Raw genomic sequence first — 26,600 nt, 5'->3', positions numbered from 1 at the left:
TTTTGCCAAGATGAAGGCGGTTTGGCGCGTTTTGTGCGTGATCCGGCGTGACGGTTCTGGAGCGTAAATTCTTCCCATCTGGGATGGACTTGTGGTTTTTGGGCGGATTGGCGGCATTTTCCACAATATGTTGTGGTTTTCTGAAATTGGGCTTGGCAACGGCGCATGAAAAAGCCCGCCGCGCTGGAAGGCGGGCGGGCTTTGGCAATTGGTTTTCGGCTTAGTCCTGAACGCGGCCGTAATAGGTGTAATCTTCGGTGTTGATCACGATCTTGGTGCCGGCACCGATATGCGGCGGCACCATCACGCGCACGCCATTGGTGCAGATTGCAGGCTTATACGAGGACGAGGCGGTTTGGCCTTTGACCACGGGTTCGGTCTCGGCGATCTCGACATTGACGCGCTGCGGCAGTTCGAGTGCAATCGCCACACCTTCGTAGGTGCGCAGGTAGACTTTGATGCCATCGGTCAGGAACGGTTTATCATCGCCGACGACATCCGGGTGAACGGCGATTTGTTCGTAGGTGGTCGGTTCCATGAAGTGAAAGCCTTCGCCGTCTTCATAGAGGAAATCATATTCGCGTTCATCGACCGTGGCTTTTTCCACCATCTCGGTGGTGCGCCAGCGTTCGGCGACCTTCACGCCATCGGAAATGCGGCGCATGTCGACAGAGGTGGTCGGCGTGCCTTTGCCGGGGTGGAAGTTTTCAGCTTTGAGCACAGCGTAAAGTTTGCCGTCCATCTCGACGACGTTGCCTTTGCGCAGGGAAGAGGCGATGACTTTCACGTCAGATTCCTTGTTCTTGGGTGGCCCCAAGTGTAAGGGGGCGCGGCATATCGCGCTGCCTTTAGCCTATTGCCAAGGAAATCTCCAGATGAAAGCCGAAAATATGGATCAGCCGTGGTGGCACCCTGCGCGCCATGCCGACCGGCGGGGGATTTTGCTGGCGCGCAACCGGATTCAAGCGAGGCTGCGGCTGTGGCTGGCCGAGCAGGAGTTTGTCGAGGTGGACCCCGCGGCGCTGGCGTTCAGCCCTGGCAATGAGGCGCATCTGCATGGGTTCATGACAACGGCGATTGGCAATGATGGGGTGGGGCGGGCGATGTATCTGCACACGAGCCCCGAGTTTGCGATGAAAAAGCTGCTGGCTGCGGGTGAGACGCGGATAGCGGCTTTTGCGCATGTCTATCGCAACCGCGAGCGGGGGGCGTTGCACAGCCCCGAGTTTACCATGCTGGAGTGGTATCGGGTGGGCGAGGATTACGCTGTGCTGATGGCGGATGCGGTAACGTTCTGTCGGTTGGCGGCAGAGATCGGCGGCGGGGTGTTGCGCTATCGTGACCGGGTGTGCGACCCGTTTGCGGAACCCGAGCGGCTGTCGGTGGCAGAGGCGTTTCAGCGCTATGCGGGGGTCGATTTGCTGGCCTCGATCGGCGCGGATGGTGAGCCGGTGGCGGCGGTTCTGGCGGCAGAACTGCGCCGGATCGGGCTGCGGGTGGCGGCGGATGATACATGGTCGGATATGCTGAGCCGGGTGTTGGGGGAGCGGGTGGAGCCGCATCTGGGTATGGGGCGGATCACCATTCTGGATGAATACCCCAGCGCCGAGGCGGCGCTTGCGCGCAAGCATCCGCGCGATGCCCGTGTGGCCGAGCGGTTTGAGATGTATGCCTGCGGGGTGGAACTGGCCAATGGTTTTGGCGAGTTGACCAACCCTGATGAACAGCGCCGCCGGTTTGGGCTGGAGATGGATGAAAAGGCGCGGGTCTATGGCGAGCGTTATCCGGTGGACGAGGATTTTCTGGCCGCGCTTGCGATCATGCCGCCTGCCAGCGGCATCGCGCTGGGGTTTGATCGGCTGGTGATGCTGGCGACTGGGGCCGGGCGGATTGATGATGTGATCTGGGCGCCGGTGCCGGAAGCTTGACGCTGCGCTTGGTTTTTCGGCGGATTGACGCGTTTGTGCGCGCTTCGCGTCGGAAATGCCGCTTCCCCCCGGTGCCTGTCTTGGGCTACGACTTGGCGCATGAAATGGTCGATCCCAAACACGCTTACCGTTCTGCGTCTGCTGGCTGCGCCCGGCGTGCCGCTGATGTTTCTGTATTTTCAGCGGCCTTGGGCGGATTGGTTCGCGCTGACGCTGTTTGTGGGGGCGGCGATCACCGATTGGTTTGACGGCTATCTTGCCCGGCTGTGGAAGCAGGAAAGCAAGTTTGGCACCATGCTGGACCCGATTGCCGACAAGGCGATGGTGGTGATCGCGATCCTGGTGCTGACGGGGTATTCGGGGATGAACCCGTGGCTGATCCTGCCCGCGACGGTGATCTTGTTCCGCGAGGTATTCGTCTCGGGCCTGCGCGAGTTTCTGGGGGCGAAGGCGGGGCTGCTGAAAGTCACCAAGTTGGCAAAGTGGAAGACCACGGCGCAAATGGTGGCGATTGCTGTGCTTTTCCTTGGCACGGGGTTGGAATACCTCAACGGGGTGGCGATGCATGGCATGACGCCCGAGCAGTATACCGATGCTGTGACGCAGGGGTTGGCCGACCCGATCCGCGCCTGTGGCAAGCGCGATTGTGCAAGCGTGGCCGGGGATGCGGGGCTGGTGCTGATGTGGATTGCGGCCTTGCTGACCGCGATGACGGGGCTGGAATATTTCCGCAAGGCGCTGCCGTTCCTGCGGGATGACAAATGATCGAGGTTTTGTATTTCGCTTGGGTGCGTGAGCGGATTGGTGTGCCGCGCGAGCGGATCGAGACCGAAGCCGCCACCGTGATGGATCTGATCAACGAGTTGAAGTTGCGCGAAGAGCGTTATGCCTGGGCCTTTGACGATCTGACATCGCTGCGGGTGGCGGTGGATCAGGAGTTGTCCGGGTTTGACGCGGCTTTGGCTGGCGTGCGTGAGATTGCGTTCTTTCCGCCAATGACCGGTGGCTGAGATGCGTGTGATCGTGCAGGCAGAGCCGTTCGATCTGGGGGCGCTGTCCAACGCATTCGCCGCAGACGCGGGCGGTGCCGGTGCGGTTGTCACCTTTACCGGGCTGGTGCGCGACAATGGCGGTGCGCTGGCGGCGATGGAGATCGAGCATTATCCGGGCATGACGGAAAAGGCGATCACGGCGATTGTGGAGGAAGCCCGCAGCCGCTGGGCTTTGTTGGATGCGTTGGTGGTGCATCGCTATGGCCGACTGGCGGGGGGCGAGGCGATCATGATGGTGGCGACGGCGGCGCGGCATCGGGCCGAAGCCTTTGCTGCGGCAGAGTTTTTGATGGATTACCTGAAATCCCGCGCGCCGTTCTGGAAAAAGGAACTGACCTCGGACGGTGCCGAATGGGTGGCCGCGCGCGAGGTGGATGAGGCCGCGCTGAAGCGTTGGTAGCTTAGGGCGCGCGGTAGCAGGGCTGCAAGTCGCCCGGCATCGGGGTGGCGTGGTAGATCGCGCGGGCGATGGCGCGGGCAAGGCAGACTGCGGCGGCGTGACCCAGTTGGAACGTATCGGTCAGCGGATCGGTCAGGGGCCGTGCTGCGGTGGCTGCGGCAAATATCAGATCGCCATCCAGCGGGGTATGCGACGGGACGATGGCGCGGGCCATGCCGTCATGCGCGGCGGTGGCCATGCGCTGCGCTTGGGCTTGGGTTAGTGTTGCATCGGTGGCGACGATGGCGATGGTGGTGGCCTCGCCCATGCGTTTGCGCGGCTGTGGCGCTGACTGGCTTGCGGATTGTGGGCTTGGGCCGTGGCCGCCAAATTCGTCACCATATTCCCAAGGGGCGGCCCAGAAGTGCGGGCCATCATTGACTGTCACAGATCCCAAGGCGTTCACCGCGACCAAAGCACCGACCGTCAGCCCCGAGGGCAGGATCAGTGAGGCCGAGCCGATGCCGCCCTTCCAATAGCCGGTTGCCGCACCATATCCGGCACCCGCGGTTCCCAGCGCAAAGGTCGTGCCCGCGTTCTGCAGGGCCTGCTGCCCAAGGTCGTAGTAAGGGTTGCGCACCCAGGTCTTGTCGCCGCCATTCAACAGATCAAACAGGATCGCACCGGGCACGATGGGCACGCGCTGATCACCAACCGCAAAGCCGCGCCCCTGCGCGCGCAAGCCGTCCGCTACGCCCGAGCAGGCATCAAGCCCAAACGCCGATCCGCCCGAAAGCACAAGCGCATCAACCTGTTGCACCAGTTTGTCTGGTGCCAGCAGATCGGTTTCCCGCGTGCCGGGGGCGCCGCCCATGACATGCACGGCGGCAGTGAAGGGGTGATCTGCGGTCAATACCGTGCAGCCTGATCGCAGGCGGCTATCATGTGCCTGCCCCACACGCAGGCCCGCGACATCGGTGATCAGGTTCTTCGGGCCAGGGCGCATGTGAATTCCGGGTGGTGTTTGCTGAGGCTGCGTGTCAGCTTCCAGCAAAGCACAGATGGAGGCAGAAATGCAAAAGGTAGCACTGATCACGGCGGGCGGCTCTGGCATGGGGGCTGCGGCCGCGCGGCGGCTGGCGGCGGATGGGTTTGCGGTGGCGATCTTGTCATCGTCCGGCAAGGGCGAGGCCTTGGCGCTTGAGCTGGGCGGCGTGGGTGTCACGGGATCGAATCAGAATAACGATGACGTCAAGCGCGTGGTCGATGCAGCGATGGCGAAGTTTGGCCGCATTGACGTGCTGGTAAACTCGGCAGGCCACGGGCCGCGGGCGGCGTTGCTGGATATCACCGATGAGGGTTGGCATCAGGGCATCGACATCTATTTTCTGTCGGCGATCCGCCCGATCCGTCTGGTGACGCCCATTTTCGAAGCGCAGGGCACCGGCGGGTCGGTGATCAACATCACCACGTTTGCAACATTTGAGCCCGATCCGGCGTTTCCGACCTCGGGCGTGGCTCGGGCGGGTTTGGCTGCGTTTACAAAGCTTTACGCCGACAAATACGCACCGCAAGGCATTCGGATCAACAATGTGCTGCCGGGATTTATCAACTCGCTGCCCGAAAAGGAGGAGTTCCGCGCGCGGATTCCGATGGGGCGCTACGGCGATGTGTCGGAGATTGCGGGCACCGTCAGCTTTCTGGCGTCGGATGCGGCGGGCTATATCACCGGGCAGAATTTGCGGGTGGATGGCGGGATTACCCGATCGGTCTGACGCCGCTAACGCGGTGTTAACCAGCGGCAGGGCAGGCTGTGGGAATGACATATGATCCGCGCAGCCTTGCCCCGCCCAGCTTTTACTTCACGGTTGCTTTGAAGCGGCCGGGTGATGATCTTTTGGTGCTGGAAATCGAGCGTTTGCGCCAAGCCGTGCGGGTGACGCGGGCAGAGCGGCCGTTTGACATCAAGGCGTGGGTGGTGATGCCGGATCATCTGCACACGATCTGGACCTTACCCGAGGCGGATTGCGATGCTGCAGGGCGCTGGCACAGGATCAAGACCCGGTTTTCGGCCAGCCTGCCTAGGAAGAGCCAGACAGGCGTTTGGCAACGCAGGTTCTGGCAGCACCGCATTCGCGATGCCGCCGATCTGAACCTGCATATGCGCAGTTGCCAGATGGACCCGGTGCGGCACGGTCTGGTCGATGTGCCAGAGGCTTGGCCCTATTCATCTTTCCGCAGTGACGCTGCGGCGCAATTCATCCCGATTGCGGGCGCCACTGCGCATGGCTAAGGGCAATCACTTAGAAATCAAACAGATCGCCCAGAAAGCTTTCGCGGCGGCGCTTTTTGCCGTGATAGCGATCATCGTCGTCGTCATATTTGCGGCGCGGCTCGTCGCGCGGCGCGTGGCGCGTGGGTTCGGCGCGATAGCCGGGTTCGGGCTGATAGATCGGGGCGGCTTCGCGCGGCGCGGGCGCGGCTGGGGTTGCGGCACGCTCGATAATCTTGTCCAACTCGCCCCGGTCCAACCAGACGCCGCGGCATTTCGGGCAGTAGTCGATCTCGACTCCGTTGCGGTCAGCCATCACCAAAGTCTCATTATCTACGGGGCAGTGCATAAGCTTCTCCTGTGTTGTGCGCTCTTGAGATGGGGGCTGTGGGATTTTGTGCAAGCGGGCCAGCTTGTCGCAGGGCGGATTCGTGCTTACTTTCCGCTGTCCGGGGCAGGCCGCCCCAGAAGGATTTCTCGATGTCTGACAAAGCCTATGTTCCGCCAAAGGTCTGGACCTGGGATGCCGCCAATGGTGGCCAGTTCGCAAGTATCAATCGCCCGATTGCCGGGGCGACCCATGACAAGGTGCTGCCGCGTGGCAAGCATGGCTTTCAGCTTTACTCGCTGGCAACGCCGAATGGTCAGAAAGTCTCGATCATGTTCGAAGAGCTTTTGGCCGCGGGCCATGCCGCTGAATATGACGCCTGGCTGATCAATATCAGCAAAGGTGATCAGTTCGGCTCGGGGTTTGTCGAGGTCAACCCGAACTCGAAAATTCCGGCCTTGCTGGATTTGACCGGGCCTGAGCCGCTGCGGCTGTTCGAATCAGGCTCGATGCTGGTGCATCTGGCCGACAAGTTTGGCGCGTTTCTGCCTGCCAGCGGGCCTGCGCGCACCGAGGTGATGAACTGGCTATTCTGGCAAATGGGATCGGCGCCGTTTGTTGGCGGCGGTTTTGGCCATTTCTTTGCCTATGCGCCGGAGAAGTTCGAATATCCGATCAACCGCTACGCGATGGAGACCAAGCGCCAGTTGGATGTGCTGGATCGGCGTTTGGCCGAGGTGCCGTTTATCGCGGGTGAGGACTATTCCATTGCCGATATGGCGATCTGGCCGTGGTATGGCAGCATGGTGCTGGGCCGCAGCTATGCCAATTCGGCCGAGTTTCTGGATGTGGGCATCTACAAAAACCTCAAGCGCTGGGCGGATGCGATTGACGCGCGGCCTGCGGTGAAACGTGGGCGGATCGTGAACCGGAACTGGGGCGATGAGGCCGAGCAGGTGCCAGAACGGCATAGCGCCGCTGATTTTGGGGGCAAGGTGGTCTGACGCGAAACCGATTTTCGGCGCGGAAATCGTGGCCGGAATTTGTGCAAATTCCGCAGGCTTGCCAAGCGGGCCTGCGGCAATTATCCTGCCCCCAAGCCGTGACGATGGCGTCGTCACAGGGGCATCCCCCAAAGCTTGCAGGGCAACCTGCTTTCGTCCTGCACGCCGGGACCTTTCGGGGTTCCGGGGCGCAAATGCCCAGACCCCAAGCATGAGGTCTGATGATGACGACACGTCCAGAACAATATCGTTTCCACCAAGGTGAGCGGATTTTGCCGTTTGCGCCCGAGGAATATGACGCGCGGCTTGCGGGCCTGCGCGATCTGATGGAGGTGCATGGGGTGGAAGCCTGCGTGTTCACCTCGATGCACAACATCGCCTATTATTCGGGGTTTCTGTATTGCTCGTTTGGTCGGCCCTACGGGTTGGTCGTAACGCCCAGCCAAAGCATCACCATTTCGGCTGGGATCGACGCGGGCCAGCCGTGGCGGCGTGGGCATGGCGATAACATCACCTACACCGATTGGCAGCGTGACAATTACTGGCGGGCGATTCTGTCGGTGACGGGTGAGGGCCGGGTGATTGGCTGCGAAGCTGACCATCTGACCTTGCTGCAATCGGAGAAGCTGAACCATTTCCTGAAACCCAAGCGCGGTGTGGATATCTCGCGCGGGACGATGGAGCAGCGGATGATGAAATCGCAGGCCGAGTTGGATTTGATCCGCCACGGCGCTGGTGTTGCCGATGTCGGCGGCTTTGCCATTCGTGAGGCCGCGCGCGAAGGCGCGCGCGAGCTTGATATTGCGATGGCGGGGCGCGATGCGATGGAGTTGGAGATTGCCAAGCGCTTCCCGGATGCGGAATACCGCGACACTTGGGTGTGGTTTCAATCGGGCATCAACACCGATGGCGCGCATAACCCTGTCACCAGCCGCAAATTGAAGCGGGGCGATATCCTGAGCCTGAACACCTTCCCGATGATTTCAGGCTATTACACCGCGCTGGAACGCACGATGTTCGTCAAAGAGGTCGATCCGGCCAGCTTGCGGATGTGGGAAATCAACGTCGCCGCGCATGAATACGGTATCAGCTTGCTGAAGCCGGGGGTGTCTTGTGCCGAGGTGACGGCCAAGCTGAACACGTTCTTTGAGGAACACCAGGTGCTGCAATACCGCACCTTTGGCTACGGCCATTCGTTTGGTGTTCTCAGCCATTATTATGGCCGCGAGGCGGGGTTGGAGTTGCGCGAGGATATCGACACGGTGTTGGAGCCGGGCATGGTGATCAGCATGGAGCCGATGCTGACGATCCCCGAGGGGCAGCCAGGCGCGGGCGGCTACCGCGAGCATGACATCCTGTTCATCACCGAGGATGGCAATGAGGATATCACCAAGTATCCTTACGGTCCGGGCTTTAACGTGGTGGGATAAAACCAAAAGGCCGGGGACATGCCCCGGCCTTCCTTACCTCTGCGCCAATGTCAGGCGCGTTTGACCAATTTGATCAAGAACAGCAGAATCACCGCACCGATTGTGGCGTGCACGATCGACGCCAAGATGCCGCCATCCAGCACAAAGCCGATGCGCGGGAACAGCAGGCCCGCAATGAATGCGCCCACGATCCCGATCACGATGTTGCCCAGAAGGCCAAAGCCGTAGCCAGAAACGATCTGTCCTGCCAGCCAGCCAGCGATTGCGCCGATCAGCAAGAAGATCAACAAGCTTTCAATTCCCATGACACTTTCCCTCGTTATTGCACCGCGACGCGCGGTGGTTGTCAGAGGATAATGCGACGTTCACAAAAACGTTCCCGACTCGGTGCATATTTTTTTCGGGGTCGGCACAGTGCGTTTTGCGGCGAAATCCAACGCGTTGGCGGCGATGGGCGCTTTGATATGCAACGAATCATGCACGCTGGGCAGATTCCGGGTGTTTTCGATTTTCATGCAATTCACGGGGCTTGACGGAACCCACCCCGCAGGTTCTAGGTGCAAGCACAATATTCCTCACATCCGAGTCGCTGCCCCGTGAACAACTCCATTTACCGCCTGCTTGGCGCATTGTCGCTTAGCCTTCTTGCCGCATGCGGCACGCCGACGCCGAAATCCGTGACGCCCACTGTCGTGCCGGGTTATGAAGGGGTCGAGGACGAAGGCTTTTACATTCAACCCGTCGATGCAGAACTTTTGACGGCAGATCGGGCACGGGCCGAGGTGGACTATACCGCCGATGACGCGCCGGGGACCATCGTGGTCGATACCTTCGCCCGCAAGCTGTATCTGGTGCAGGAAAATGGCCGCGCGATGCGCTATGCCATCGCTGTTGGTCGCGAAGGCTTGTCGTTCCGCGGCAATGGCGTGATCGGGCGCAAGGCGAAATGGCCTTCCTGGCAGCCGACGGCCAATATGATCCGCACGCGGCCTGATCTTTACGCAGAATATGCAGGCGGCCGTGCTGGTGGCTTGGATAATCCGCTGGGTGCGCGGGCAATGTATCTCTATCGCGGTGGTCGTGACTCGATGTTCCGTATTCACGGCACCATCCAGAACGAAACCATCGGTCATGCGACCTCGGCTGGCTGCATTCGTCTGTTCAACCAGGATGCGATTGATCTTTACGACCGCATCGACATCGGCACCCGGGTCAAGGTGCGTTCGCTGGAGGAAAGTCTGGCGATCGAAGGCCCGTATATGGACGATGCCTGGGGCCGTGCGGTTCCGGAAACGCCAGAGAACATTGCGAAAAAGCCGCAGGACGAGCAGATGATGGCCGAGCAAGAGGCTGCTGCCGCCGAGGCTGCTGCGAAGCAGGCCGAGCTTGATGCGAAGAACGCCGCGAAGGCAGAGAAAAAGCGGCTGTCGGCTTGCAAGCGCAAAGGGATCGACGAGGCTGATTGCCCGCCCTTGCCGGAACTGGCATCGGCAGATGGCGCGCCGAGCAACGGCTAAGGGCGCTGTAATTCTATAGAAAAGGCCCCGCGATTTGCGGGGCCTTTTTGCTTTGGGCTTTGATCCCTCAGGCCTTGATCACATAGTCTTTCAGCGTGGTTTCAACCACTTGCCAGGTGCCGGAATAGCCGGGGCGGATGATAAAGCTGTCGCCCGCTTTCAGGGTGGTCTGGGTGCCATCGGCATCGGTCAATACCGAGTGGCCGGCGTGGATATAGACGTATTCCCATTCGCTGTAGCTGACCGTCCAAATGCCGGGTGTGGACTGCCACAAGCCGCAATACAGGCCATCGCGCTCTTCGATGTTCCAAGTGGTGTGAACCGGATCGCCCGCCCGCACGCGGGAAGGGTCGGGGCGGGTGATTTCGGGCTGGATGCCCTCGCGGGTGACGCGTTCGATCTGCGACATGGCTGCCTCTGCTTTGTTTCGCGGCCATAGCGCCCGCAGATCAGCGCGGCGTCAAGCGGGTTTGCCGCTGCAATGCAGCGTAATAATCTTGCTGTCCCCGCTGGCTTGTGCCCATATGTTTGGCACAACTAACGCGGAGCCGATCAGATGAGTGCAACGTCCCCTGTTCGCGCAGTGCTGCCACCTGATATTCGCGCCCGCAAAGGCCAAGCACCGCTGGTCGTGTTGACGGCCTACACTACCCCGGTCGCGCGGCTGGTGGATGAGCATTGCGACATGGCGCTGGTGGGCGATTCGGTGGGCATGGTGCTGCACGGCATGCCCAGCACGATTGGCGTGACCATGGAGATGATGATTTTGCATGGCCGTGCGGTGGTGCGCGGGCTGCAAAAGGCGATGGCGGTGATCGACATGCCGTTTGGCAGTTATGAGGAAAGCCCGCAGCAGGCCTATCACAACGCAGCACGCCTGATTGCAGAGACTGGCGCGCCCTGTGTCAAGCTGGAGGGCGGCGCGCATATGGCGGAAACCATTGCGTTTTTGACCAAGCGCGGGGTGCCGGTGCAGGCGCATATTGGCCTTACGCCGCAAGCGGTGAACACTCTGGGCGGCTATAAGGTGGTGGGCCGCGAAGCCGAGGCTGATCAGGTGATGCAGGATGCTTTGGCGGTTGAGGCCGCGGGCGCATTCTCGGTCGTGTTGGAGAAGGTGCCGATGGGGCTGGCGGCGCGGATCACGCAACGCCTGAGCATCCCGACGATTGGCATCGGTGCCGGTGCGGCTTGCGACGGGCAGGTGCTGGTTGTGGATGACATGCTGGGGTTCTTCACCGAATTCCGCCCGAAATTCGTCAAACGCTATGCCAATCTGGGCGGACTCGCGTCTGAAGCGATTGCGGAATATGCGGCCGAGGTGCGGGGGCGGCAATTTCCGACCGAGGAACATTCCTTCGCCGATGTGCTGAAGGGCAAGCAGTCTTGACGCAGATCATTCAGACCATTGCAGAGCTGCGCGCGCTGGTGCGTGGGTGGAAAGCTGCTGGCGAAAGCGTGGGCGTGGTGCCCACGATGGGCGCGCTGCATGAAGGCCATCTGTCGCTGGCGCGGCGGGCGCGGGCGGAATGTGAGCGGGTGATCACAACGATTTTCGTCAACCCCAAGCAGTTCAATAACCCGGATGATCTGAAGAAATATCCCCGCACGCTTGAGGCGGATGCGGCGCTGTTGTCGGGCGTTCCGGTGGATGTGGTGTTCGCGCCGGGGGTGGACGAGGTTTATCCCGATGGATTCATCACCACCGTCTCGGTTGGCGGGGTGTCAGAGCCGCTGGAGGGCCGGATGCGGCCGGGGCATTTTGACGGCGTGGCGACGGTTGTGACCAAGCTGTTCGGCATGACAGAGGCCAATCGCGGCTATTTCGGCCAGAAGGATTGGCAGCAGTTGCAGGTGGTGCTGCGGTTGGTGCGCGATCTGAACTTGCCTGTGACCGTTGTGGGATGTGAGACGATCCGTGAGGCGGATGGTCTTGCGATGTCGTCGCGCAATGTCCGTTTGACCGCGGAAGGGCGGGCGGTGGCCGGGGTGCTTTATGCCGCCGTGACGGTGGCGGCAGATGAAATCCGCGCAGGGCAATCTGACCGCATGGCAATCCGAGAGGCTGCCGAAAAACTGCGTGCGGCAGGGTTTGAGCGGGTGGAATACATCGAGTTGCGCGATGCCGAGACGCTGATGCCCTCGGACGATCCGCGCCGCCCGCGCCGGATGCTGGCAGCGGCTTGGCTGGATGGCGTGCGGCTGATCGACAATATCCCGGTCTGACGGCTTCTGCCGCGCGATGCTACCCGAAACCCCTTGGCGATAGGACCCGACTGCGGCAAGGTTGGCAGAGTCGGTCTGGGGCCTTATGGGTGCGAATTTTCCCGACCGAAGTGATGTAACTTGCTTTAACATGCCTATATCATGGCGATGTTCATAACGGAGGGTTCGATGGCCGATTTCGAAACGCAGATCAAGGAAAGCCAGGCGCAAGTCGCGGCAGCACAGGCGAAGATTTCCGCGATCACCGGGCGGATCGAAGAAGCGCGCACCAAGCTGGACGCTGGCACCGCCGTTGATATCGAGAACGCCTCGCTGGAAGATGTGCACAAGCACACTGATCTGATGAACGCCAACATCGCCGAACTGATCATGGGGCTGGATGATGTGACGGCGGGCTTCTCGAAGGATTTCGACGAGATGCGCTCGAAAACCGGGATGGAAAGTTTCATCGGGATGTTTTCGGCGGCCAAGTCGGAATCGATGCGGCAAGAGAGGATGCGCACGGCGTCAATCGACAGCAAGTTGCAGGATCTGATCTCGAAATCCGACATCATCGTGCGGCTGCTGCAAGGCCAGTTGGATATGCTGAACGCGCAGAAAGCTACAGTGGAAACCAACCTTGGCAGCACGTTGACCGAGCGTGAGGCGACTGTGGCGGCACTGGAAGCTGTGCGCGCGGAAGTGGCCGCGATGGACCCGAAGATCATCGAGCTGGAAAACAAGATCAGCGTTGAACAGGATGCCGCAGCCCGCACCAAGCTGGAAACCGAACTCGCCACCCTGAACGGGCGCTACAATGCGCTGGTGCAGGATGAACAGGTGCAACTGGCGAAAAGCCAGACGCTGGAGCGGTATATCGAAAAAGGGAAAACTTGGGTCGATAGCTTAACCAATCAGGCCGCCACACAGTTGGTTTTGATCAACAAACTGCAAACGGACACCAAGCAGCGCGTGGTGCTTTACGATGCGCTGACCGCCAGCCTGAAGACCGCGCAGCAGCAGGACGTTGCCCACCGTATCAACGAAATCGGCGTGAAAACCGACCAAGAGGCGCAGGTGGCGATGGCCGCGATTGGCGCTGCAACCAATCAGAAAATGGCCGACATGCTGGAAGCCCACGAGAGCCACATGGTTTTCGCGCGTCAGGTGTTGGAGCAGAAAGCCATGGCCGATGAACGCTTTGCGCGGCGGTTTGCCAAGATCGTCGAGAAGCACGACAAGAACGCGTATGGGGAATGAGGCTGCGGTGAAAACCTTTCTCCGCATGGTTCTGCATAGCATTGATAGCTTGATCAGCGTCCAGATCGGACGCCCCGACAAGTATTGGGCCTGGGCAGTCGCTGCTCTGATCTACCCCGGTGTGCTCCTTTTGGCGCTTTTGTTTGATCGCAATCGGCTGGAATTCGACAATCTTAGCCTCGCTTTAATTATCTCTGGCCCTGTTCTCGCGCTTATCCTAGTGCCCTTGCGCAAAAAATGGGGGTGGCCGCGTGGTTGAAACGTCTGTCAAACAGCAACTCACTGACGACCATCAGGAACTCTACGACACGCTCACCGCGCGGCGCTATTTCGCCAAGTTTGAGCGGATCACTCGCCACCTTGTCCGCGTTGCGGGCGAGGTTGAGGCTGAGGGACGCCTGACCCGCACCGAAGCGCGGGTTTTGGGCCGCTATCTTGCGGCACTGACGGGCACGTTCAAGGCGCTGAACTACAAATATCTGATGACCGGGCGCGCCGAAGGCTCGCCCCGGCTGACCTTTGATCGCCACGACTCGGGGTTTCCGGTGGCGCAAGAGCTGATGATGATGGCGCTGGATGCTGCGCAGGTGCAAAAACACTTGGGCGGCATGGCATCAGAGGCCGAGTTGAAAGACCGCATGGTGCGGCAGATCGTGCGCGATCTGAGTGTGCCGGTTCAGTTGCAGTTTGCGCTAAGCCAACGGCTTTACTACGAAACGCTGGCCGAGGGCGGCGTGTTCTGGCCGCGCAACGACCCTGATTGTCAGTGGATCGAGGATGTTCGCCGCGATGGGGCCGAGCGGAAGCATTTCCTGCTGCATTGGGCGATCTATGACACGCAGGTCAATCTGCCGGTGGTCTATCTGATGGATGTCGAGGACAGCGGCAAAAAGCCGTTGCCGAATGATGATCGCCGTTGGCCGATGGCGCAGGCGCATCTGATGGCGCAATCGGCGCTGGTGCTGAAACTGCTGACGATTGCGCAGGGGTTTGACAAGGATTTCAGCGGCTTACACCCCAAGCGCCTGCGGCGGATCACGCTGGGGCCGATGCACAGCCATGATTTCACCCTGCAATCCGGCCCGATTGCGCAGGTCTTGGCCGATGCCAATGCGCCCGATGGCGATGATTGGGCGCTGGTCTGGACGGTGGAAGATCTGGTCTCGGATCGCGAGGAAGAGGTCAAGGATGGCTGGTTCTCCAGCGCTGAACGGCAGGTGTTCAAGCTGGATCCGATTGCCAGCGACAGCGGCGCTACGCGGATCGACCGCATGGTGATCTTGCCCGAGCGGCCGTATCAGGTGTTGGCCGATCTGAACCCGCCGGGTTTCCGCGAGGTGCGAAAATTTGTGGTGGGGGCGGGGGATAGGATTATCGCCGCCCGCTGACGCTTGTGTAAGTGGTTGATTGAAAAGGGATTGGAGGCTGCATGTCAGGCGCGCGCGATACGATGGAACTGCGGGAAGAGTCGATCCGGGCTCAGTATGATGCCGCGCTGGCGATGCTGACGGGGTTTGATCACGCGCCACGTCTGGCCAAAGCTGCGGCGGTCGAGGCGAAGGCAGAGCGTTCGCCGGGGATCGGCACAAGGCCGATGTTCCGCTCAACGACGCCCGGCATGGTCACGCGGCCCACCGCGCGGCCCGGCGGGGTGCGTGTGGTCGAACGGGTTGAAGGTTTGGGCGACGGTCTTGTCTCGCCGCTGCAGGCCTCGGCCCTGAACAGCTTGCGGCGGGGGCTGGCGATTGCCTTGGCGATGGCGGAAACCTTTGCGGCGCAATCTGGTCTGGCAGAGTTGAAAAAGGCCAATCTGGAGGGGCGGCTGCCCGAGGGCAAGCGGGCGGAATTCACCGAACTGCTGGCGGCCGAGGCGTTGCTGACGCTTTACACTTTTGCCAATGCCACCGCTTTTCTGATCGCTCCGTCCATGGGGTCTGTCACCGTTGAAGTGGGCGCTGTCGAGGAAATCCTGACCGACAACGCCCCGCTGGCTCTGCAAGGCGCGCTGTGGGAGTTGGATCAGGACATCGCGCTGCTGGCGAGCGATGGGGCGCGGCTGGTCGCGGTGATTTCGGCGTTTTGCGAGGCGCTGATGCAGCGCGTCGCCCTGCGCGCCGAAACCGCCCCGCGCCTGCAAGCCTTTACCGGCGGTTCGTGGCGGGTCGAGGCGGATGGCTTGGCGATTTCAGGCTTCAAACCTGCGCGGGCGTCCAAGGGTGGCGCTTTGGCGATGCAATTCAAGAAGCCCTCCGAGGTGATTGGCAACCATATCGCCAAATATCAAAGCCTGCGCCTAGCTAAAATGCTGATGGCTTATGACTTTGAGCGCAAGCTTAATCCCTTTGCCGAATTGGGCGGTTTTATCTTCACCTTCATGGGTGACGGTAAACCGGGCACAGGTAAAACCACGCTGATTCAGATGATGGCGGGGCTGTTGAACGATTACTGCAAAGTGGCAGGCTATCCGTTTCGCTATCAGAATTTCTCGATTGACCAGATTGATTCCTATCAGGGCAAATCGGGGCAGAATGCCAAGGCTTTTATCGACAACGTGCTTGATCCCGGTGGGATCGGCTTTGGCACCATTGACGATATTGATCAGGTGGCCGGGAAACGCGGCGATCGGCAATCTTCGGCGGGGCAGCAGGAAGTCACGGCGGTGTTCATGGGCGCTTTTGCCGGGGCGAATACCGTGGTGCGCGGGAATTGCACCTTTGGCATGTTCTCGAATTACCCCGAGAACGTCGACGATGCTTTGCGGCAACGGGCTGGTGCGCGGTTTCTGGTGGATGGCCCGCAAAGCCGCGAGGATTATATCGATATTCTGTCGCTGTTGTTGGGTAAAAACCACAGTATTCCGGTTGGCGGCCATGATCTGTTTGCAGCGCAGGAAATCAAACGGGCGGTATCGGCGAGTTTTGAAGGTCATGCCAAGCCGCATGAAGATGGGCTGCTTAAGGTGTGGGAAAAGGTGCAGGGCGAGTTGGGGCCCTTAGATACATTGGCGAAACTGGGCAGCTACCTGAAGGCGATTCAGCAGGCGGATGAACGCTTTACCGGGCGGGCGATCAAGAACATCACCGATGCGGTCAAGGTGCGGGCGATGGATTTTGAATTGCCCGATGAATGGATGGAGAATCCCGATCTGTTCCTGTTCAAGCCCTATGATGAAAAACTGGCGATGATTAAGGGCCTGACGCAGCCGATCACCGTTGACATGGTCATTCAGGAAATCAACCGCTACGCCGACAGCGAATTCCGCTATGCCGATAAATCCGATGAAGTCGCGATTGAAGGCATGGTGCGTGATTTCAAGCGGCAGGAAGAGGCCAAGCGGCGCTATCTGGAGGGTAAGGCCTAATGCGCCGCCTGATCGAAAAGGGCTTGATGTTTGGCAATCTGATCGAGGTATCCTCGCCGCAACTGGTCGAGCGTTATAACCGTGCGCTGAAACATCTGACGGGAAAGCAAACCGCGCTGCAGGATTTTCACATCGACATTTCGGGGTATTCGCCTGAGATCGGTGATGAATTGGGCGATGATCTTTATCTCAATCCCAATGGCTGTAACCGCCAATTCATTCTGCTGACAACCAGCCAGAAAACCGCGCCGCTGCTGAACATGAAATTCTCGACCTCGCGCGGGATTTTGCAGCAGTTTATCGAGGCGAATGAGGCACAGCTTTTTGCCCTGACCGCGCGGGATGCTGTTGCGGGGGAATTGCAGAACTCGGTTTATGAGATTGCAAATCCGGCGAAACTGCTGGAAATCCGCCAGATAACGGTTGAGGCTGATACGATTGGCGGTCATGTCGCTGATGCCAACAAACTTGCCAAGCTGATTGACCGTTTTCGCCAGGAACCTGATGGGTGGCGCGATGATGTGCTGATGGCAGAGATGATCGAACTGGCCAAGAAAACCGGCGATGTGACGCGGGTGCCGATCAATCTGCCTGCGATGACGTTTCAACAACCCAGCTTCTGGACCAGCCATTTTGGCGGACTTTATGTGTTTCGCGATGTCAGATTTCCGGGTGTGATCAGCGCGGCGCCCCGGCAAAATCTTGGCCAGATGCCGATTTCGCCGGTGCTTGACCTGACGCAGCGCAATGCGATTGCCGAATGGCTGGAACGCAACGGTCTGGTCGAACCGATCGTGCAGGCGCGCGGGATGGATGCGGCAGGGGTACTGCGGCAGAAGATGGATTTCGTGCTGGTTGATGCCGCCGATGCCCTTAACCTGGACATTGGCGATGCGCGGCGCACCGAGCTGCGCAAGGTCGCTTACCGCTTGGGCGATGCCTTGCCCGAGGAGTTTTTGGGCCTTGCCCAGTTGTTGCGCTGGGTTGAGGGCGCGGGGGATTGGCCGCGGATCACGTCGGAACACCGGGCCTATTTCTACACCCTGCGCGCGGCGGCGGGACCGCAGCGCGATCTGGTCAACATGCTGTTGTCTGAACTGGCGCCGATGGATGTGCGGCAGATGTTCATCGTGCATAAAGAACTGTTTTACGCGCAATATGCGACATGGTCGGAGCGCAAACGCCAGTATGTCGCAGATTTTCTGGAGCGCGAGTATAAGGTGGATGCGCAGGGCGCGCGTGAGGCGTTGTTCGGGCCAGAACCTTCGATGGACAACCGCCATCAACCCGCGCCGAAGCCCGCGCGCGATATGGCTGCGGTGGTCGGCCCGTGGGGCGCGGTAACTAGGGGGCTGCGATGAGCGGGGGGCTGCAATGATCGGTATCTTGCGCGCGGCTGTCTTGGGATTCGTCCTGTTATCCGTGGTTTACTGGCTGGTCTCGGTGTATTCCCGGTCCGTGCGGCGCGAGAAACTGGAAAAGAAATTCGATGCGGGGGGTATCGAAGGCGACCGTGAGGCCTATATCGAGGCAGGGATGCAGGCCTATAACAAAAGCCTGCGTCGGCGCTTGATCTGGCTGGTTTACATCATTCCAGCCGTGGGCGTCAGCGCGACCGTATACTTTGTTAACTATCAGTAGGAGCGAGCAGAATGTGGACCTATGTGAAGTGGAGCTTCCGGATTCTGATCCTGCTGCTGGTGGCGGGCTTTCTGCATTATACGTTGCCGCAGCATGATATTGTCAGGATTACGAACACTTATAACCGTTTGACCACGGTGGGGTCTGAAAATTCCTGGGCCTATGCTTCGCCCGATGTTGGCACTGGCGAAAGCACGGTAACGCGCGATATTCGCTTTATCGAGGCGGCGTTTGAGGATGGCTCGGTGATCGTTTACCGCAATGAGGATACCGGCTGGATTTGGCCGCCCTATTTCAAATACGACAGTTCCAACCTGCAAGCCGAGGCGGGCAATCTGAAATCCTCGCAAACCGCGCCGAAATGGGTGTCGGTGACGCATTACGGTTGGCGGCTGGCGTGGCTGTCAATCTATCCCAACGCAGTTTCGGTGAAGGAAGTCGCCGGGCCGGATGTGCGCATCATTCCTTACGTCAACATCATCGTGCTGTTGGCGCTGGCGTTCGGGGTGTTCATGCTGCGCCGGATGTGGCTGCAATTCTGGGAGCGGATGGTTGAACCCGCCGTCGCGGAAGTGGGCGAAACCTGGGATGGTGTCGAGGCGCAGGCTGGGGCCGCGCGGGCGCGGGCAGGCGGCTTTTTTGGGCGCATCGGTGCCTGGTTTGGCACTTGGCGCAAAAAGCCGTAATGGCGGCTGGGGGCGGCGCAACCGCCCCCGCCTGATACCTTAGCCGCGCAGCGTTCCGCCGGTGGCTTTGCTGACCTTGTCGATGATCTTGGCCGAGACGGCCTCGATATCGGCCTCGGTCAGGGTCTTGTCGGTGGGCTGCAGGCGCACCGTCAGGGCGATGGATTTCTTGCCCGCGCCCATTTGCGCCTCGGCTTTCTCGCCGGTGAACTGGTCAAACACCCGCACCGAGTCGATCAGCACTTTGTCGGCCCCGATGGCTGCGTTCACGGCGGTCAAAGCCTCAACACCCTTGTCCACCACGAAGGCGAAATCGCGGTCTACCGCTTGCAGATCCGACAGCGCCAGCGCTGGTTTGGTCGGGGTTTTCACCTTGGGCATCGGCACATTGGCCAAAAGGATGGTGAACGCCACCGCCGGACCTTTGACGCCCATTTCCGCCAGAACCTTGGGGTGGACCTCGCCAAAGGTGGCCATCATGTTCGGGCCCAGACCGATCACGCCGGAACGACCGGGATGCCACCAGCCCGCCGCCTTGCGGTTGATCTGCACGCGGGCAGGGGCACCGATGCTGGCCAGAACCGCCTCGACATCGGCCTTGGCGTCGAACACATCGACCGGGCGGCGGCTGCCGTAGGGGTCGCGCGGGGCGCTGGCACCCACCAGAAGCCCTGCGGCTTGCAGGTGCTGCTCGCCGGGCTCACCACCCTGAAATGCGGGGCCGACCTCGAACAAGGCCATATCTGCGAAACCGCGCGCCTGATTGCGGGCGGCGGCGCGCAATAGGCCCGGCAGCAGATCGGGGCGCAGATGCGACATTTCCGACGAGATCGGGTTATCGACCCGCACGGCATCGCTGCCACCGCCAAACAGCACCGCTGCCGCTTGGTCGATGAAGCTGTAGGTGACACATTCATTATAGCCAAGCGCCGCGATGCTGCGCCGCGCCGTGCGTTCGCGGACCTGCAACGGCGTCAGGATCGGGCGCGGCACGCCCGAGACGGTGCGCGGCAGCGGCTTGCCTTGCAGTTTGGTCAGCGATGCGATGCGCGCGACTTCCTCGATCAGATCGGCCTCGCCCAGCACGTCGGGCCGCCACGACGGCGGCGTCGCCATGTCGCCGTTCAGCACGAAACCCAAGGCTTCCAAGGTTTTGCGCTGCTCGGCTTCGGGGATTTCCATGCCGACAAGGCTGATCACCCGCGCGGGCTTCAACTGATAGGCGCGGGTGGTGTCGATGGGTGCGCCATCCTCGGCAATTTTGGATGCCTCGCCGCCGCAGAGATCAAGGATCATCTGGGTGGCAAGATTCAACCCCGGCAGCGTGAAAGCCGGATCAACGCCGCGCTCGAAGCGATAGCGGGCGTCCGAGTTGATCTTTAGCGCACGGCCCGTTGCCGCCACGGTGATCGGATCCCACCATGCCGATTCCAGAAACACATCGGTGGTTTCCGGCGTGCAGCCCGAAGCCTCGCCGCCCATGATCCCGGCAAGGCTTTCGACGCCTTGGTCATCCGAAATCGCCATCTGGCCTGCGCGCAAGGTGTAGGTCTTGCCATCCAGTGCGGCAAACTGCTCGCCCCCGGTGGCGGCATGGATGCGCAGTTTGCCCTGCACCTTGGCGGCGTCGAACACATGCAGCGGGCGGTTCAGGCCGAAGGTGAAGTAGTTGGTGATGTCGACAAGCGCGGTGATCGGCCGCAGCCCGATGGCTTTCAGGCGGTTGGCCAGCCATTCTGGCGACGGCCCGTTCTTCACCCCGCGAATGGTGCGGCCAGCGAAATGCGGGCAGCCCTTGGCCTTGAGGTCCGCCGAGATTTCGACCTGCACAGGGCTCGCGAATCCGCCCGTGATCGTCGGGATTGCCAAAGGCTTGAGCGTGCCAAGGCCGCGTGCCGCCAGATCGCGCGCAATGCCGCGCACACCCAAAGCATCGGGGCGGTTCGGAGTGACTTTGACGTTGATCATCGGATCGGCCAGACCGGGGCGGTTCACTGCCAGCCAGTCGGTGAATTTCTGGCCCACCTCACCCGAGGGCAATTCGATGATGCCGTTATGCTCATCCGAAAGCTCTAACTCGCGCTCGGATGCCATCATGCCGTGGCTTTCCACGCCGCGGATTTTGCCAACGCCCAGTGTCACGTCGATGCCGGGCACATAATCACCCGGTTTGCACAGCACCACGGTGATGCCTTCGCGGGCATTGGGCGCGCCACAAACAATCTGCTTTTCCCCCTCATCCGTCAGCACGCGGCACACCCGCAGCTTGTCGGCGTCGGGGTGCTTTTCGGCGTGGATGACCTTGGCCAGCGTGAAGGGCGCGAGTTTGGCCAGCGGATTCACCACCTCTTCGACCTCTAGCCCCAGATCGGTCAGCGCGTAGAGGATGTCGTCCAGCGAGGACGTGGTTTCGAGATGATCTTTCAACCAGGACAGGGTGAATTTCATGGCTTGGCCCTTCGGGAATTGTCGCCTGCGGGATTAGCGCATCGGGGGGCAAAGGGGAAGCGGGCGCGCGGAAGTTTCCCCTGTGGAAACGGCTTGTCGCCAGATCAAGTGTCGCGTTGCCATATTCTCAAGGCAAATATCGGCTATACGGGCGTGATGATGGACCCGATGTTTGAAATCCCCAAAGACCGCAAACGGCTAAGTGTCGGCAAGCTGTGCGTGCTGCTGGCGCTGACTGTGCTGCTTTACATGATGATCGCGCACGAGTTCGGCTTGGTAACGCAGGCGCTGACTGCGCCCACGTTTTAGATCAGGCGCTCAAGCCGCCTGCCAGATCCGGCATGTCCATTGCTGCAAAGCCGTAGTGGCGCAGCCAGCGCAGATCGCTCTCGAAGAACGCGCGCAGGTCGGGAATGCCGTATTTCAGCATCGCAATCCGGTCGATGCCCATGCCAAAGGCAAAGCCCTGCCATTCGTCCGGGTTCACGCCCGCCGCCGTCAGCACCTTGGGATGCACCATGCCGGAGCCCAGGATTTCCATCCATTTGTCGCCTTGGCCGATCTTCAACTGGCCGCCTTCCCACGAACAGCGGATATCGACCTCGGCCGAAGGTTCGGTGAAGGGGAAGTGGCTGGCACGGAAGCGCAACTCTACCGAGGGCACCTCGAAGAAGGCGCGGCAGAATTCTTCCAGCGTCCATTTCAGGTTCGCCATGCTTATGTCGCGGTCAATCGCCAGACCTTCAACCTGATGGAACATCGGGGTGTGGGTTTGATCCATATCCATGCGGTAAACCCGGCCCGGCGCGATCACGCGGATCGGTGCGCCTTGGGCGGCCATGGCGCGGATCTGCACGGGGCTGGTGTGGGTGCGCAGCACATGCGGCGGGCGAGTGTCGCCCTCGGCCCGGTTCATGAAGAACGTGTCATGCTCCTGCCGCGCCGGGTGCTCTGGCGGGATGTTCAGCGCATCGAAGTTATACCAATCGGATTCCACCTGCGGGCCTTCGGCGACGGCAAAGCCCATATCGGCGAAGATCGCGGTCAACTCTTCCATCACCTGAGACACCGGATGAATTGTGCCAACCCGGCGCGGACGCCCCGGCATGGTCACGTCCAACCATTCCGAGCGCAGTCGTTCGTTCAACGCGGCATCGCCCAAGGCGCCTTTCTTGGCGCGCAGGGCTGCGTCAATCTCGTCCTTCAAGACGTTCAGCATCGCACCGGCTGCCTTGCGCTGATCGGGCTCCATCTTGCCAAGACCCGACATCAGCGCCGAAATCTCACCCTTCTTGCCAAGGGCTGCGACGCGCAAATCTTCTAAGCCCGCCTCGTCGCCCACATTGGCAACGGCGGTCAGATATTTGGCCTTCAATGCGTCAAGCCCGTCCATGGCAATCTCCGGTATTCCTGCGGATTTCGTGCTAGCGGGAAGGGGGGGCGGATGCAAGTGGGGGCTGCGGCTATATCCCCAGCAGTCGCGTGATCCGCAGGCGCTTGGCAATCGTCAGCATCAGCAATGGCGCGAACAGGCCGATCAAGGTGCCGCCGATGACATGCAGGCTAATGTTGGTAATGCCGAGTTTGGTCAGCACCACGCGGAATGCGGGCGAAAAGATCGGGTGTGCCACATAGATCGCCAGCCACCCCAGACCAAAGCTGCGCAGCAAGGTTGGCCGTTGCAGGTTGATTTCGCGCATGAAATGGATCAAAGCAACCGAGGCGGTGAAGGCCACAACCAGATAGATCGTATGTTCAAAAAGATCGTAATGGTCCAGCGGTTTCAGCGGTGCCAGCACGGATGGAACAAAGATCAGGATGGCCACCACGATCCCCGGCCAGCCAAAGCGCGGCCAAGGCCTGCGCGCCAGCAGGATGCCCGCGACAAAATACGGGCTGAAGTGGAAGGCCAGCGCGAACCAGCCCGGATAAAGGCCAAACAGCGGGATATCCTTGGACAGATAGCAGGTGATCGCCAGCAGGATCAGCCACGGCCAAAGCGCCTTTGGATTGCGCAGCCAGAACGGGCGCATCGTGAAATAGGTCGCGAGGTGGATCAGAAAGAATGTCCACAGATCCCAGTAATGCACTTTCGGCGGCAGCGGGTTCAGGGGAAACTCGGACAGTGGGGTGGGTTCATTCGCCAGCGCGCCGATCAGGATTTTGACCACGAAGAACAGCCATGTCCACAGCGTCATCGGCCAGAACAACCGCGTCAGCCGCGACAGCACAAACGCGCCGGGCTGCATCGGCATCGCCCAGGACATAAACGTCATCCCGCCCAGCATGAACAGCATCGCCATGTGGAAGGCGTAGATCACACCATCGACGACGTAAAACCAGCCGTCAGCGGGCAACAGGCCGGATTTCACCAGCCCGTGCAGGCAGTTGCCTATCACCACCAGAACGATTGCGACGCCGGTGCAATCGGTGATCCAGTTCTGCCGGGCTTGGTCTGGGCTGTCGTTTGCCAACGTCATTGCATCACCGATAATTTCCTGGCGAGGTATATGCAACAAGCTGTCAAAATTACGACGGGCCGCCTCCCGCGCACATAAAAAAAGCCCCGCCAAAGCGGGGCCCTTTGATACGGTGTGCCGTAGATCAGGCTGCCAGAGCGGCCTTGGCTTGTGCCGCGATTGCGTTGAACGCTTCGGGCTCATGCACAGCCAGATCGGCCAGCACTTTGCGGTCCACTTCGATGCCAGCTTTCGCCAGACCGTTGATGAAACGCGAATAGGTCAGTTCCAGATCGAACAGACGCACAGCAGCGTTGATCCGCTGAATCCACAAAGCGCGGAAGTTGCGCTTGCGGGTCTTACGGTCGCGCGTTGCATATTGCTGCGCTTTGTCAACGGCTTGCGTTGCGGTTTTGAAGTTGGTCGAGCGGGCTGCATAATAGCCAGCCGCCTTCTTGATCACCTTGCGGTGACGGGCGTGGGTCACTACGCCGGATTTAACGCGGGACATCGGTTGCTCTCCTTACCGGTCGTAGGGCATGTATTTTTTGACGATCTTCGCGTCGGACGGGTTCAGCAACATGGTGCCGGACGCGTCACGAATGAATTTCGTCGTGCGTTTGATCATGCCGTGGCGTTTGCCGGCGACGCCAGCTTTCACCCGACCGGAGGCCGTGAAGCTGAAACGCTTCTTCGCCGCCGACTTGGTCTTCATCTTGGGCATTTCCATCTCCGTGGTTGCAGGCGAGACTCGGCATGCCACGTAGGCCGGTCTCGCGGGGTATTCGAGTGGCTGCTATAGGGGGGTGCTGCGCTGACCGCAAGGGGCAATCGGCGCGTATTACCTGATCACATCCGCGATGACCTGCACAAAGATATGCGGGATCTGATCAAACTTGTAGCCGCCGGTTTTTTGGGTGATGGCGATGGTCAACAGCACGCCGCCGATCAGCAGCATGATGGCCCCGGTGCGCGGCGGGCGGCTTTCAGAATAAGCCGCCAGCAGCGATGGAATGGAAAGCGCGCAGATAATGATACCGATGACAAGAATCTGGTCGTTGCTCATGCCAAATCACCTATGAAATGCGGGCGATCACGCCCGCACTCAGGTTACTCTGGCTCGCTGAAGGAAATCAACCGTTCGTCACAAGGCGCAACACGCAGGATGTTGGTGGTGCCCTTGACGTTGAACGGCACACCGGCGGTGACAACGATCATATCCTCGACCGCGGCAAAATTGTCATCCCGTGCCACTTTCACAGCCGCCAGAACGGCGCCCTTGAAGCGGTCTTGCGGTGGGGTGATGGCGCAATGCAGACCCCAAGTCAGCGACATCCGCCGTGCCGTGGACATCAGCGGCGTCAGCGCCAGAATCGGCACCTGCGGGCGTTCACGCGACACCAGCGACGCGGTGGTGCCGGTTTGGCTGAAGCAGGCAATCGCCTTGATGTTGGTGGCTTCGGCGATTTCTCGTGCTGCGGCCACGATGCCGTCGGCGGTGGTTTCGCGCCGCACCTGGCGCGAGGCCTCGATCACCTGACGGTAGGTCGGGTCTTTTTCGACCGACATTGCCACGTTGTTCATCGTGGTGACGGCTTCGATCGGATACTTGCCCGCCGCCGATTCGGCCGAAAGCATGATCGCATCCGCGCCTTCATAGATCGCGGTCGCCACGTCCGAGACTTCGGCGCGGGTCGGCACCGGCGCTTCGATCATCGATTCCAGCATTTGCGTTGCCACGATCACCGGCTTGGCCGCAGCGCGCGCGCCGCGCACAAGGCGTTTCTGGATCGGCGGCACCGAGGTGACGGGAAGTTCCACACCCAGATCGCCACGCGCCACCATGATGCCGTCCGACACTTGCAGGATCGCGTCATAGGCCTTCACCGCAGCGGGTTTTTCAATCTTCGACAGGATCGCCGCACGTCCCTTGGCCAGTTGCCTCGCCTCAAGCACGTCTTCGGGGCGCTGCACGAAGGACAATGCCAGCCAATCCACGCCCAACTCGCAGGCGAATTCCAGATCTTCGCGGTCTTTGGCCGACAAGGCGGCCAGCGGCAGCACCACGTCGGGCACGTTGACGCCCTTGCGGTTGGAGATCACGCCGCCGACTTCGACCACGCAATTGGCGTAATCCTTGCCGCAATCCTTGACGCGCACGCGGATCTTGCCGTCGTTCACCAGCAGGCTTGCGCCGGGTTCCAGCGCTGCAAAAATCTCGGGATGCGGCAGTTGCACGCGGGTTGCGTCACCGGGCGTGCTGCTGAGATCCATGCGGAAGGCCGCGCCTTCCACCAATTCTTCACCCGCCGGATTGGCAAAAGTGCCGACGCGCAGCTTTGGCCCCTGAAGGTCAGCCAGAATCGCAATCGGACGCCCGATGTCGCTTTCCACCTGACGGATGATGGCATGGCGGGCGGCTTGTTCGGCATGGCTGCCGTGGCTCATGTTCAGACGGAACACATCGGCCCCAGCTTCAAACAGCGCACGGATCATTTTATAGTCGCTGGAGGCCGGGCCCAGAGTGGCCACGATCTTTACGTTCCGAAGGCGTCTCATGCCTTGTTCCTTTTCGTCGCGTTCATTTTTTCGTGGTGGGCCGCGCGTCTTATGGATCAAACTGGCGCGCG

General features: G+C 60.6%; 31 protein-coding genes and 1 pseudogene. 19 read left to right on the top strand and 13 right to left on the bottom strand.

Annotated elements, in window-relative coordinates:
* Window positions 1–220: 220 nt before the first annotated feature.
* Window positions 221–787 (bottom strand): elongation factor P, encoded by a 567-nt coding sequence (efp, locus tag ACFOGH_RS10125; RefSeq protein ID WP_380072950.1) that lies wholly within the window; start codon window positions 785–787, stop codon window positions 221–223.
* A gap of 88 nt (window positions 788–875) precedes the next feature.
* Between efp and epmA the strand changes: the two genes are divergently transcribed.
* The 4 genes from epmA (at window position 876) to ACFOGH_RS10105 (ending at window position 3,380) form a co-directional block, all read left to right on the top strand.
* On the top strand, window positions 876–1,928 hold the full coding sequence (gene epmA / locus ACFOGH_RS10120) for an EF-P lysine aminoacylase EpmA (RefSeq protein ID WP_380072949.1): 1,053 nt from the start codon (window positions 876–878) through the stop codon (window positions 1,926–1,928).
* A gap of 99 nt (window positions 1,929–2,027) precedes the next feature.
* Window positions 2,028–2,693 carry a CDP-diacylglycerol--glycerol-3-phosphate 3-phosphatidyltransferase gene (pgsA, locus tag ACFOGH_RS10115; RefSeq protein WP_380072948.1) on the top strand — a complete coding sequence of 222 codons (666 nt, stop codon included), beginning with the start codon at window positions 2,028–2,030 and terminating at the stop codon, window positions 2,691–2,693.
* Entirely contained in the window at window positions 2,690–2,938 is a 249-nt protein-coding gene (gene moaD / locus ACFOGH_RS10110) for a molybdopterin converting factor subunit 1 (RefSeq protein WP_380072947.1), read from the top strand. Before pgsA ends, moaD begins: the two co-directional genes overlap by 4 nt.
* 1 nt (window position 2,939) lies before the next feature.
* Complete coding sequence (locus ACFOGH_RS10105) at window positions 2,940–3,380, top strand: molybdenum cofactor biosynthesis protein MoaE (RefSeq protein WP_380072945.1); 441 nt, start codon at window positions 2,940–2,942, stop codon at window positions 3,378–3,380.
* A 1-nt stretch (window position 3,381) separates the two neighbouring features.
* Here the strand turns inward: ACFOGH_RS10105 and ACFOGH_RS10100 are convergent, their stop codons facing one another.
* Window positions 3,382–4,365: a P1 family peptidase gene (locus tag ACFOGH_RS10100; protein WP_380072944.1), complete on the bottom strand. Its 984-nt coding sequence runs from the start codon at window positions 4,363–4,365 to the stop codon at window positions 3,382–3,384.
* Window positions 4,366–4,432: 67 nt separating this feature from the next.
* Between ACFOGH_RS10100 and ACFOGH_RS10095 the strand changes: the two genes are divergently transcribed.
* Together ACFOGH_RS10095 and ACFOGH_RS10090 are read left to right on the top strand one after the other, a co-directional pair.
* The gene (locus tag ACFOGH_RS10095; RefSeq protein WP_380072943.1) at window positions 4,433–5,134 is read left to right on the top strand and encodes an SDR family oxidoreductase; all 702 of its coding nucleotides are present in this window, start codon (window positions 4,433–4,435) and stop codon (window positions 5,132–5,134) included.
* A gap of 44 nt (window positions 5,135–5,178) precedes the next feature.
* Window positions 5,179–5,652, top strand: a complete 474-nt coding sequence (locus ACFOGH_RS10090; RefSeq protein WP_380072942.1) for an REP-associated tyrosine transposase — start codon at window positions 5,179–5,181, stop codon at window positions 5,650–5,652.
* 10 nt (window positions 5,653–5,662) lie between these two features.
* Here ACFOGH_RS10090 and ACFOGH_RS10085 read toward each other — a convergent pair whose 3' ends face one another.
* A complete protein-coding gene (locus tag ACFOGH_RS10085) occupies window positions 5,663–5,980 on the bottom strand; it encodes a TFIIB-type zinc ribbon-containing protein (RefSeq protein WP_380072941.1) in 318 nt (105 codons plus the stop codon).
* A 131-nt stretch (window positions 5,981–6,111) separates the two neighbouring features.
* Here ACFOGH_RS10085 and yghU point away from each other — a divergent pair, with 131 nt between their 5' ends.
* Window positions 6,112–6,963 carry a glutathione-dependent disulfide-bond oxidoreductase gene (gene yghU / locus ACFOGH_RS10080; protein WP_380072940.1) on the top strand — a complete coding sequence of 284 codons (852 nt, stop codon included), beginning with the start codon at window positions 6,112–6,114 and terminating at the stop codon, window positions 6,961–6,963.
* A gap of 224 nt (window positions 6,964–7,187) precedes the next feature.
* Window positions 7,188–8,393 (top strand): M24 family metallopeptidase, encoded by a 1,206-nt coding sequence (locus tag ACFOGH_RS10075; protein WP_380072939.1) that lies wholly within the window; start codon window positions 7,188–7,190, stop codon window positions 8,391–8,393.
* 50 nt (window positions 8,394–8,443) lie between these two features.
* Here ACFOGH_RS10075 and ACFOGH_RS10070 read toward each other — a convergent pair whose 3' ends face one another.
* A complete protein-coding gene (locus ACFOGH_RS10070; RefSeq protein WP_380072938.1) occupies window positions 8,444–8,698 on the bottom strand; it encodes a GlsB/YeaQ/YmgE family stress response membrane protein in 255 nt (84 codons plus the stop codon).
* 60 nt (window positions 8,699–8,758) lie between these two features.
* Window positions 8,759–8,908, bottom strand: a complete 150-nt coding sequence (locus ACFOGH_RS10065; RefSeq protein ID WP_380072937.1) for a hypothetical protein — start codon at window positions 8,906–8,908, stop codon at window positions 8,759–8,761.
* Between the two features lie 81 nt (window positions 8,909–8,989).
* Here ACFOGH_RS10065 and ACFOGH_RS10060 point away from each other — a divergent pair.
* A pseudogene (locus tag ACFOGH_RS10060) lies at window positions 8,990–9,709 on the top strand (L,D-transpeptidase); the annotation flags it as partial.
* Window positions 9,710–9,977: 268 nt separating this feature from the next.
* On the opposite strand, the gene ACFOGH_RS10055 reads toward ACFOGH_RS10060, so the two are convergent.
* Window positions 9,978–10,319, bottom strand: a complete 342-nt coding sequence (locus tag ACFOGH_RS10055; protein WP_380072936.1) for a cupin domain-containing protein — start codon at window positions 10,317–10,319, stop codon at window positions 9,978–9,980.
* Window positions 10,320–10,466: 147 nt separating this feature from the next.
* On the opposite strand from ACFOGH_RS10055, the gene panB reads away from it, so the two are divergent.
* The 9 genes from panB (at window position 10,467) to ACFOGH_RS10010 (ending at window position 19,063) form a co-directional block, all read left to right on the top strand.
* Window positions 10,467–11,300: a 3-methyl-2-oxobutanoate hydroxymethyltransferase gene (gene panB / locus ACFOGH_RS10050; protein ID WP_380072935.1), complete on the top strand. Its 834-nt coding sequence runs from the start codon at window positions 10,467–10,469 to the stop codon at window positions 11,298–11,300.
* Window positions 11,297–12,136 (top strand): pantoate--beta-alanine ligase, encoded by an 840-nt coding sequence (gene panC / locus ACFOGH_RS10045; RefSeq protein ID WP_380072934.1) that lies wholly within the window; start codon window positions 11,297–11,299, stop codon window positions 12,134–12,136. Before panB ends, panC begins: the two co-directional genes overlap by 4 nt.
* Window positions 12,137–12,304: 168 nt before the next feature.
* Window positions 12,305–13,375 (top strand): hypothetical protein, encoded by a 1,071-nt coding sequence (locus tag ACFOGH_RS10040; RefSeq protein ID WP_380072933.1) that lies wholly within the window; start codon window positions 12,305–12,307, stop codon window positions 13,373–13,375.
* 7 nt (window positions 13,376–13,382) lie between these two features.
* Window positions 13,383–13,634, top strand: coding sequence for a hypothetical protein (locus tag ACFOGH_RS10035; protein ID WP_380072932.1), 252 nt, complete (start codon window positions 13,383–13,385; stop codon window positions 13,632–13,634).
* Window positions 13,627–14,763, top strand: coding sequence for a hypothetical protein (locus tag ACFOGH_RS10030; RefSeq protein ID WP_380072931.1), 1,137 nt, complete (start codon window positions 13,627–13,629; stop codon window positions 14,761–14,763). Before ACFOGH_RS10035 ends, ACFOGH_RS10030 begins: the two co-directional genes overlap by 8 nt.
* Before the next feature lie 41 nt (window positions 14,764–14,804).
* Entirely contained in the window at window positions 14,805–16,736 is a 1,932-nt protein-coding gene (locus tag ACFOGH_RS10025) for an AAA family ATPase (RefSeq protein ID WP_380072930.1), read from the top strand.
* On the top strand, window positions 16,736–18,097 hold the full coding sequence (locus ACFOGH_RS10020) for a DUF6638 family protein (RefSeq protein ID WP_380072929.1): 1,362 nt from the start codon (window positions 16,736–16,738) through the stop codon (window positions 18,095–18,097). The genes ACFOGH_RS10025 and ACFOGH_RS10020 overlap by 1 nt, the downstream gene beginning before the upstream one ends.
* 13 nt (window positions 18,098–18,110) lie before the next feature.
* On the top strand, window positions 18,111–18,377 hold the full coding sequence (locus tag ACFOGH_RS10015; RefSeq protein ID WP_380072928.1) for a hypothetical protein: 267 nt from the start codon (window positions 18,111–18,113) through the stop codon (window positions 18,375–18,377).
* Window positions 18,378–18,388: 11 nt separating this feature from the next.
* The gene (locus ACFOGH_RS10010) at window positions 18,389–19,063 is read left to right on the top strand and encodes a DUF1523 family protein (protein ID WP_380072927.1); all 675 of its coding nucleotides are present in this window, start codon (window positions 18,389–18,391) and stop codon (window positions 19,061–19,063) included.
* A gap of 39 nt (window positions 19,064–19,102) precedes the next feature.
* Here the strand turns inward: ACFOGH_RS10010 and pheT are convergent, their stop codons facing one another.
* Window positions 19,103–21,511, bottom strand: a complete 2,409-nt coding sequence (gene pheT / locus ACFOGH_RS10005; protein ID WP_380072926.1) for a phenylalanine--tRNA ligase subunit beta — start codon at window positions 21,509–21,511, stop codon at window positions 19,103–19,105.
* A gap of 93 nt (window positions 21,512–21,604) precedes the next feature.
* On the opposite strand from pheT, the gene ACFOGH_RS10000 reads away from it, so the two are divergent.
* On the top strand, window positions 21,605–21,820 hold the full coding sequence (locus ACFOGH_RS10000) for a hypothetical protein (protein WP_380072925.1): 216 nt from the start codon (window positions 21,605–21,607) through the stop codon (window positions 21,818–21,820).
* A 1-nt stretch (window position 21,821) separates the two neighbouring features.
* Here the strand turns inward: ACFOGH_RS10000 and pheS are convergent, their stop codons facing one another.
* From pheS to pyk, 6 genes are all read right to left on the bottom strand, one after another.
* Window positions 21,822–22,904, bottom strand: coding sequence for a phenylalanine--tRNA ligase subunit alpha (gene pheS, locus ACFOGH_RS09995; RefSeq protein ID WP_380072924.1), 1,083 nt, complete (start codon window positions 22,902–22,904; stop codon window positions 21,822–21,824).
* 70 nt (window positions 22,905–22,974) lie between these two features.
* The gene (locus ACFOGH_RS09990) at window positions 22,975–23,991 is read right to left on the bottom strand and encodes an acyltransferase family protein (protein ID WP_380072923.1); all 1,017 of its coding nucleotides are present in this window, start codon (window positions 23,989–23,991) and stop codon (window positions 22,975–22,977) included.
* A gap of 124 nt (window positions 23,992–24,115) precedes the next feature.
* Window positions 24,116–24,481 (bottom strand): 50S ribosomal protein L20, encoded by a 366-nt coding sequence (gene rplT, locus ACFOGH_RS09985; RefSeq protein ID WP_380072922.1) that lies wholly within the window; start codon window positions 24,479–24,481, stop codon window positions 24,116–24,118.
* Between the two features lie 12 nt (window positions 24,482–24,493).
* Entirely contained in the window at window positions 24,494–24,694 is a 201-nt protein-coding gene (gene rpmI / locus ACFOGH_RS09980; RefSeq protein WP_284325642.1) for a 50S ribosomal protein L35, read from the bottom strand.
* A 117-nt stretch (window positions 24,695–24,811) separates the two neighbouring features.
* Window positions 24,812–25,036, bottom strand: a complete 225-nt coding sequence (locus tag ACFOGH_RS09975) for a hypothetical protein (RefSeq protein ID WP_380072921.1) — start codon at window positions 25,034–25,036, stop codon at window positions 24,812–24,814.
* A gap of 44 nt (window positions 25,037–25,080) precedes the next feature.
* Window positions 25,081–26,529: a pyruvate kinase gene (pyk, locus tag ACFOGH_RS09970; protein WP_380072920.1), complete on the bottom strand. Its 1,449-nt coding sequence runs from the start codon at window positions 26,527–26,529 to the stop codon at window positions 25,081–25,083.
* Window positions 26,530–26,600: the final 71 nt, after the last annotated feature.

The organism is Cypionkella sinensis (genome assembly GCF_042646385.1).
In the GTDB taxonomy this organism is placed as follows: Bacteria; Pseudomonadota; Alphaproteobacteria; order Rhodobacterales; family Rhodobacteraceae; genus Cypionkella; species Cypionkella sinensis.
The sequence above is the reverse complement of the archived record's forward strand: the minus strand, read 5'-3'. Positions and strand labels throughout refer to the sequence as shown.

What these genes read in the sequence shown, in the direction of transcription:
- epmA (WP_380072949.1), top strand. Translation starts at nt 876, where the DNA reads ATGAAAGCCGAAAATATGGATCAGCCGTGGTGGCACCCTGCGCGCCAT.
- pgsA (WP_380072948.1), top strand. Translation starts at nt 2,028, where the DNA reads ATGAAATGGTCGATCCCAAACACGCTTACCGTTCTGCGTCTGCTGGCT.
- moaD (WP_380072947.1), top strand. Translation starts at nt 2,690, where the DNA reads ATGATCGAGGTTTTGTATTTCGCTTGGGTGCGTGAGCGGATTGGTGTG.
- ACFOGH_RS10105 (WP_380072945.1), top strand. Translation starts at nt 2,940, where the DNA reads ATGCGTGTGATCGTGCAGGCAGAGCCGTTCGATCTGGGGGCGCTGTCC.
- ACFOGH_RS10100 (WP_380072944.1), bottom strand. Translation starts at nt 4,365, where the DNA reads ATGCGCCCTGGCCCGAAGAACCTGATCACCGATGTCGCGGGCCTGCGT.
- ACFOGH_RS10095 (WP_380072943.1), top strand. Translation starts at nt 4,433, where the DNA reads ATGCAAAAGGTAGCACTGATCACGGCGGGCGGCTCTGGCATGGGGGCT.
- ACFOGH_RS10090 (WP_380072942.1), top strand. Translation starts at nt 5,179, where the DNA reads ATGACATATGATCCGCGCAGCCTTGCCCCGCCCAGCTTTTACTTCACG.
- ACFOGH_RS10085 (WP_380072941.1), bottom strand. Translation starts at nt 5,980, where the DNA reads ATGCACTGCCCCGTAGATAATGAGACTTTGGTGATGGCTGACCGCAAC.
- yghU (WP_380072940.1), top strand. Translation starts at nt 6,112, where the DNA reads ATGTCTGACAAAGCCTATGTTCCGCCAAAGGTCTGGACCTGGGATGCC.
- ACFOGH_RS10075 (WP_380072939.1), top strand. Translation starts at nt 7,188, where the DNA reads ATGACGACACGTCCAGAACAATATCGTTTCCACCAAGGTGAGCGGATT.
- ACFOGH_RS10070 (WP_380072938.1), bottom strand. Translation starts at nt 8,698, where the DNA reads ATGGGAATTGAAAGCTTGTTGATCTTCTTGCTGATCGGCGCAATCGCT.
- ACFOGH_RS10065 (WP_380072937.1), bottom strand. Translation starts at nt 8,908, where the DNA reads ATGAAAATCGAAAACACCCGGAATCTGCCCAGCGTGCATGATTCGTTG.
- ACFOGH_RS10055 (WP_380072936.1), bottom strand. Translation starts at nt 10,319, where the DNA reads ATGTCGCAGATCGAACGCGTCACCCGCGAGGGCATCCAGCCCGAAATC.
- panB (WP_380072935.1), top strand. Translation starts at nt 10,467, where the DNA reads ATGAGTGCAACGTCCCCTGTTCGCGCAGTGCTGCCACCTGATATTCGC.
- ACFOGH_RS10040 (WP_380072933.1), top strand. Translation starts at nt 12,305, where the DNA reads ATGGCCGATTTCGAAACGCAGATCAAGGAAAGCCAGGCGCAAGTCGCG.
- ACFOGH_RS10025 (WP_380072930.1), top strand. Translation starts at nt 14,805, where the DNA reads ATGTCAGGCGCGCGCGATACGATGGAACTGCGGGAAGAGTCGATCCGG.
- ACFOGH_RS10020 (WP_380072929.1), top strand. Translation starts at nt 16,736, where the DNA reads ATGCGCCGCCTGATCGAAAAGGGCTTGATGTTTGGCAATCTGATCGAG.
- ACFOGH_RS10015 (WP_380072928.1), top strand. Translation starts at nt 18,111, where the DNA reads ATGATCGGTATCTTGCGCGCGGCTGTCTTGGGATTCGTCCTGTTATCC.
- ACFOGH_RS10010 (WP_380072927.1), top strand. Translation starts at nt 18,389, where the DNA reads ATGTGGACCTATGTGAAGTGGAGCTTCCGGATTCTGATCCTGCTGCTG.
- pheT (WP_380072926.1), bottom strand. Translation starts at nt 21,511, where the DNA reads ATGAAATTCACCCTGTCCTGGTTGAAAGATCATCTCGAAACCACGTCC.
- pheS (WP_380072924.1), bottom strand. Translation starts at nt 22,904, where the DNA reads ATGGACGGGCTTGACGCATTGAAGGCCAAATATCTGACCGCCGTTGCC.
- ACFOGH_RS09990 (WP_380072923.1), bottom strand. Translation starts at nt 23,991, where the DNA reads ATGACGTTGGCAAACGACAGCCCAGACCAAGCCCGGCAGAACTGGATC.
- rplT (WP_380072922.1), bottom strand. Translation starts at nt 24,481, where the DNA reads ATGTCCCGCGTTAAATCCGGCGTAGTGACCCACGCCCGTCACCGCAAG.
- rpmI (WP_284325642.1), bottom strand. Translation starts at nt 24,694, where the DNA reads ATGCCCAAGATGAAGACCAAGTCGGCGGCGAAGAAGCGTTTCAGCTTC.
- ACFOGH_RS09975 (WP_380072921.1), bottom strand. Translation starts at nt 25,036, where the DNA reads ATGAGCAACGACCAGATTCTTGTCATCGGTATCATTATCTGCGCGCTT.
- pyk (WP_380072920.1), bottom strand. Translation starts at nt 26,529, where the DNA reads ATGAGACGCCTTCGGAACGTAAAGATCGTGGCCACTCTGGGCCCGGCC.